This window comes from uncultured Veillonella sp., from assembly GCF_905209685.1.
Taxonomy (GTDB): Bacteria; Bacillota; Negativicutes; order Veillonellales; family Veillonellaceae; genus Veillonella.
Genome location: NZ_CAJLUB010000108.1, coordinates 1 through 6,311 on the forward strand (window position 1 = coordinate 1; position 6,311 = coordinate 6,311).

5 protein-coding genes are annotated in these 6,311 nt (G+C 37.8%); 4 read left to right on the forward strand and 1 reads right to left on the reverse strand.

What is annotated here, in order from left to right; translation table 11 throughout:
- From QZ055_RS07520 to mmuM, 4 genes are all read left to right on the forward strand, one after another.
- The coding region (locus QZ055_RS07520) for an OPT family oligopeptide transporter (RefSeq protein WP_295825748.1) at positions 1-1,802 on the forward strand (1,802 nt) is incomplete at its 5' end.
- Between the two features lie 527 nt (positions 1,803-2,329).
- The gene (locus QZ055_RS07525; RefSeq protein ID WP_295825750.1) at positions 2,330-2,596 is read left to right on the forward strand and encodes a SemiSWEET family transporter; all 267 of its coding nucleotides are present in this window, start codon (positions 2,330-2,332) and stop codon (positions 2,594-2,596) included.
- 352 nt (positions 2,597-2,948) lie between these two features.
- Positions 2,949-3,734, forward strand: coding sequence for a basic amino acid ABC transporter substrate-binding protein (locus QZ055_RS07530; RefSeq protein WP_295825752.1), 786 nt, complete (start codon positions 2,949-2,951; stop codon positions 3,732-3,734).
- Between the two features lie 87 nt (positions 3,735-3,821).
- Positions 3,822-4,835 (forward strand): homocysteine S-methyltransferase, encoded by a 1,014-nt coding sequence (mmuM, locus tag QZ055_RS07535; protein ID WP_316059262.1) that lies wholly within the window; start codon positions 3,822-3,824, stop codon positions 4,833-4,835.
- A gap of 103 nt (positions 4,836-4,938) precedes the next feature.
- Here the strand turns inward: mmuM and QZ055_RS07540 are convergent, their stop codons facing one another.
- Positions 4,939-6,057, reverse strand: coding sequence for an IS1249 family transposase (locus QZ055_RS07540; RefSeq protein WP_295825754.1), 1,119 nt, complete (start codon positions 6,055-6,057; stop codon positions 4,939-4,941).
- Positions 6,058-6,311: the final 254 nt, after the last annotated feature.

Below are 6,311 nucleotides of genomic sequence, written 5' to 3' on the forward strand. Positions count from 1 at the left end.
TATGTTTGAAAATTGGTCAAACAGTAGATGCCTTTGCTCCAGTATCTGTACTTGCTATGGGTACAGCAGTTATTTTGAAACGGCAAAATGCTTTTGCCGAAACGGTTCACATTCAGGCTATCGCTAGTTCTAGTACGAACACATTAGCTGGTGCGATGTTCTTCTTGCCAGCTCTATACATTTGGAATGTTACAGATGTATCCTTCGTACAAATGGCGATTCCTATCATCCTTGGTGGCGTACTTGGTGTTCTATTATGCGTTATGTTCCGTCGCTACTTCGTTGAGGAAATGCACTATGTGTATCCGTTTCCAAGTGGTCGTGCTGCTGCTGAAGTACTAATGAGTAATGAAGGTAGCAAAGCGAAACTCATGCTTGGTTCTGGTCTTATCGCTCTTGTATATGACTTTATTCTTAACAGCCTTGGCTGGTGGGAAGAGGTTATCCGTACTACTGCATTTAAATGGGGTTCTGCGCTAGCAGATTCTACTAAGTTAAATGCTGCTGTAGATACAGATGCTGCGTTGCTTGGCCTTGGTTACTTCACAGGCTTACGGTATGCGGCTATTATCGCAGCTGGTTCCTTCTTCTCTTGGTTCGTATGTATTCCAATCGTATACTATTTAGCTCCGGAACATATCATGCAAATCAATGGTCATGCAGTTCCGCTTGCAGAAGCTCCTATTCGTAAAGTATTCTTAGACTATGTTCGCCATATTGGTATCGGTATGCTTGCTATGGCAGGTATCATCGGCTTGCTCAATATGTCCAAAGTCGTAGCTAGTGTTGTTAAAAATGCAGTGCTTGATATTTTCAGTTCCAAAACTGTAGATGTTAACTTGCTTCGTACACAACGCGACGTGCCTACATCTTGGATTGGCGCTGGCATCTTGTTATGTACAGTTCTATTCGCAGCATACTTCCACTTTATGTATGCTGAAAGCTTCGGTCAAACAATCGTAGCATTCTTAATCGTTCTTATCATGTCCTTCCTATTATCTGTAGTAGGTATTAGCTCCATCGCTTATACAGGTACAGAACCAGTATCTGGTATGACAATCTTCATGATTATCATTTCTGCTGTATGCTTAACAGCTGCAGGCATGACTGGTAAAGTAGGTATGATTGCAGTCCTCATGATGGCATCCTTCATTGGTACAACCATCGGTATGGCTGGTAACTTCATGTCTGAACTTAAAGTAGCACACATGACAGGTGCTACACCTAAGAAAATGGAACAATGGCAAATCGTTGGTACCATTCTTTGTGCCGTACTTTCTGTCGGCGTTATGATCCTCTTAAACGATGCATATGGCTTCGTAGGGGACCATGCATTAAATGCGCCACAAGCGAATGCTATGGCTGCTATCATTGAGCCGATGATGACTGGCGGTAGTGCTCAATGGCCTCTATATATGGCTGGTGCATTATTCGCAATCATCTTGTGGATGGTAAAAGTTCCACCATTGGCATTTGCCCTTGGTACTTACTTGCCAATGGAAATCAACACACCATTACTTATCGGTGGTTTGATTGCATACTTCGTACAAAACAGTACAAAAGATAAAGAATTGGCAGATCTTCGCTTCTCCAAAGGTAGCACAATTGCATCTGGTCTCGTAGCTGGTGGTGCTATTGGTTCTTTATTCAGTGCCGTACTTCGTATTGCCGGCATTGATGTATTCGCTCAAGACTGGGTTGAAACACCGGAAGCAACATACCTCAGTATCGTAATGTACTTGTTACTCTGTGTATTCTTGTACAAAGTAGCTATGTACGTAAAAGCTAAAAAAGCTAAATAATGAGTAAGATATATCTTTAAGCATGTGAGTGTTTTATTTGAGTAAAAATCCTTAGGCGTTTTCTGCTTTGTGGGTGACCGCCTTTACCGAGTTTTTGTTTTCTTGGTAAAGGCGGTTTTTTTATATAGCAAGAAAATTTTTTGATATAGCTAGAAACTATGTGGATGTAAAACCTATTTATATAGTTAGATTAATTGATATCAATTATATCGAATGTTATCATTTATATAGTTAGATTAATTGACATCAACTATATCGAATGTTATCATAATACTATAATACCTCTAGAGGTATTATAGTATTATATTCTTATATGTAAGTATAGATATAATAGTTGATTAAAGAGACTTCTGTTTCTAAGTAAACAGGGTCAAGCAAAGTCAACGAATCCATAAAGGAGTTGGCTAATGTTCTGACACACTTGAAAGCTTATTTGATTAAAACTCCGTAACTCTACTTGAGTGTTTACACATAATTATTGACAGTATCTTTTCTTTATGAGACAACAAAAAACTAGGAGGTATTATATGTCTACTAAACAAAAAATTAATCGCTTTGTCGGATCTATTGGAGCTATTATTGGGATCTTTGTTTTTATTGCATATATTCCACAAATTATCGCTAACTTAAACGGAGCACCAGCTCAACCATTCCAACCACTATTCGCAGCAGTTTCTTGTTTAATTTGGGTAATGTATGGTTGGACAAAAGAACCTAAAAAAGACTGGATCCTCATCGTTCCTAATGCAGCGGGCGTGATATTAGGTGGTTTAACTTTTATTACTGCTTTATAAAATTATATAAACAAAAACAGCAACTTCATAAAAAAGTTGCTGTTTTTTTCTGCTTTGTGGGTGACCGCCTTTACCGAGTTTTTATTTTCTTGGTAAAGGCAGTCTTTTTATTATTAATTCTAGTTTTATTGCTATATCTATAATAATTTCTTCGGTATAACTAAAAACTATATTAATATAATACCTATTGATATAGTCGGATTAATTGACCCTAACTATATCGAATGTTATGATTATACTAGAATACCTTTATAGGTATTATTTTTATTATGCTCATAATGTAAGTATAGATATAATAGTTGATTAAAGAGAACTCCTGTTTCTAAGTAAACAGGGTTAAGTAGAGGCAATTATGAAATTTAAGAAAATCGCAGCTCTGTTAGGAGCTTTTACACTTGCTAGTAGCTTGTTTATAGCTGGTTGTGGCAATACAGGCACGAGTCAAAAAACATGGCGCGTTGGTACTGATGCGACCTATGCACCATTTGGTTTTAAAGATAAAGATAGCGGCAAGATAGCTGGTTTTGATGTTGATATTATCAATGCTATTGCAAAAGAAGAGGGCATTGAAGCAGATATTCAAAACTTGAACTTTGATGCACTGTTACCAGCATTACAAAGTAATACCATCGACATAGCTATTTCAGATATGACCATTTCTGAAGACCGTGCTAAATCTGTAGATTTTAGCAAACCATACTACATTGCAGGTAATGGTCTCGTTGTTAATATAGATAACACAAATATTAATAGCTTTAAGGATCTAGAAGGCAAACGCATTGGTGTATCTATCGGGTCTACAGGGGCAGAAATTGCTAGCAAGATTCCTAATGCAGATGTACGCCAATTTAATATCATTGTTGATGCTTTCTTAGAATTGCAAAATCGAGGCGTTGATGTCGTTATTAATGATACGCCGGTAAACGAATATTATGTTAATGGAAAGGGTAAAGGTATCGCAAAGGTCACTGGAGAGGACTATGATGCGGCACCACTTGGTATTGCTGTGAAGAAAGGCAATACAGAGCTTCTTAATAAAGTTAACGATGGTTTGGCTAAGATTAAAGCCAATGGCAAATATGCAGAGATTTATAAAAAATGGTTTGGTAAAGAGCCACCTGCAGAGGATTTAAAATAGTTTGTAGATAGAACCTAAGCGTATTATTTGTTATAATACGTTTAGTAAACCTCAAATGATATGAGGTAGTATAGAATGGGTGATATGATGGCTAAACGACGTGCATTTTTAGATATAATTAAAGAGAAGGGCGCCCTCGTTTTAGATGGTGGGTTAGGATCAGAGTTAGAGCGTTACGGCTGTAATCTTCAGCATAAATTATGGTCTGCTAAGATTCTTATGGACCAACCAGATATCATCAAAAAAATACATATCTCGTACTTGGCGGCCGGGGCAGATATCATTCAAAGTTCTGGATATCAAGCAACGGTAGCTGGCTTTAAAGGATTAGGTTATGGTACGGAAGAGGCCATAGAGCTCGTTAAATTATCCGTTCGTTTAGCTGTACAAGCTCGCAATGAGTTTTTAGAGGCTAAGGCGACTGGAGCACTTACATTGCGGGGGATTACACTTGGTGAAGAGACTCCAGATGGGGTTAGATATTTTTCTGAAGGTGCATTGCCTAAACCATTAGTGGCGGCTTCTGTAGGGCCATATGGTGCATTTTTGGCGGATGGATCTGAGTACCGTGGATATCCTGATGTGCAAACTGAATATCTCGAAGTATTCCATATTCCTCGGTTAGCATTATTCTGTGAAGAAAACCCGGATATATTATCCTTTGAAACTATCCCGTCTTATGACGAAGCCATTGCCATTGCTCGCGCCATGTCTGACCCATACACATCGAGAGGAATTCCAGGATGGATTGCCTTTTCTTGTAAAGATGGACATCATGTTTCTAGTGGTGAAACCATCATTAAATGCGCGGAGATGATCGACAAGGTTAGACCTATAACTGGTATTGGTGTCAACTGTACTAAGCCGGAATACGTAGAGTCCTTGATTAAGGATATTCGGACTGTTACGGATAAACCGATTGCTGTATATCCTAATCTTGGTGAAAGCTATGATAGTGAAACTAAGACCTGGTATGGCGACCCTGCATCATTTGTAGATTATGTTGATGTATGGCGTAATGCTGGGGCAGAGATAATAGGTGGTTGCTGTAGAACAACACCTGAAATCATTGGTGACATAGCTAAAAAAATTCATAAATAATGATATAAACTAATGATATAAACATAAAAGGCTATCGATGTTGATTCGATAGCCTTTTTCTATTAGCTGATGTTTGGGTTATAGGACAAAAAGTGTTGCTATTTCAGTCCCAAAGATTGGTAAATAGGCGATCATAATTATGCAAATCACTCCAAACAATAGCATCACCCCAAGTTGGAATAGAGGCTTCTAACCTAGATTGTTCATGTATGGTATGATATATATCAGAAATACTCTTGTTGGTCGGCATAACCTTAAGTATTTCTGCATTAGAAAGCGGGTTCGGTGAGTGCATATAGCACCACCAGAACACCGCTTTTATTCGTCTTTCAATAGACATTCCTCTATGATTACGTAACATAGCGCGTAACTGAGCATTTACGCCACCTTCTATACGATTATTAGTAGCTGGACAGGTACATTTCAACGATGTATCTAAGTAAGTAAACAAACATCTTTTATTGATTAATTTAACTAAGGAATTTTCTGCTTTTATAAGTCGTTCGTGTTTTGGTCGTATCGTACCATTTTCATCAACGGTTATTTCTGATAGAAATACTCTATGTCGTACTTTCCATGACATAACGTTTTGTACCCACTTCACAGCATGATCTTGCGTGTGTATCGTTAATAAATCCCTTGCAATTCCATATAATTCACAGCCAGCAATCGTTTTAGGACGTATTGTTGTATAGCGTTTTACTTGTTGAAATGCGTGAAATAAGCATCTTTGTAGTTTGGCTTTCGGCCAAACTTTTTTTAATGCCTTTTGAAAGCCGGTACCACCATCGGATACAACTACTGTAGGTGATGAAATACGTCGTAATAAAGCCTCCCAAGCCTTAGAGTGTTCATATCTACAAACATACCATCCTAAGACATGCGTCTCATTACAACAGATTAAAATGCAAGCATTTCTAGCTAAATAAATACCATCAACAAATGCTACGCTACTTGATGATTCAACTTTTGGTGGTAACGGCCAAAGCTCCCAAAACTGTGATGTTTTTCTCCGAAATGAACGGCCATCACCAGCCATATCTAACTGTGTGTGTTTACCAAATAACCAATCCAAAAACATCTGTAAATTATTGTTAGTTTTATTCACTTTATTTGTGAATGAGCAAGAACATTGATTACAATACCAACGTTGAGAACCCGCATTTGTTTTACCATTTTTCTTACAAACGAAACCACAACTAGGGCATCTGACTAGTTTCATAATTATACTCCTTCTAAAAAATATATCTTTCTAGAAAGATAAAACCTTATTTGAGTCAGTAAAATCAAGGGGGTTCAGACTTTTTAGCAACACTTTTTGTCCTATATGTAAAAGTTACTCAAAAAGATAAAATGCCGATAGAGCCAGTATTTAACTAGCTCCATCGGCATTAACAGCAACACTTTTTGTCCTATAACCCAAAAAGGACCCTCCAAAGAGAGTCCTTAGTCTGTATTGTTATGCTATTAAGCGTT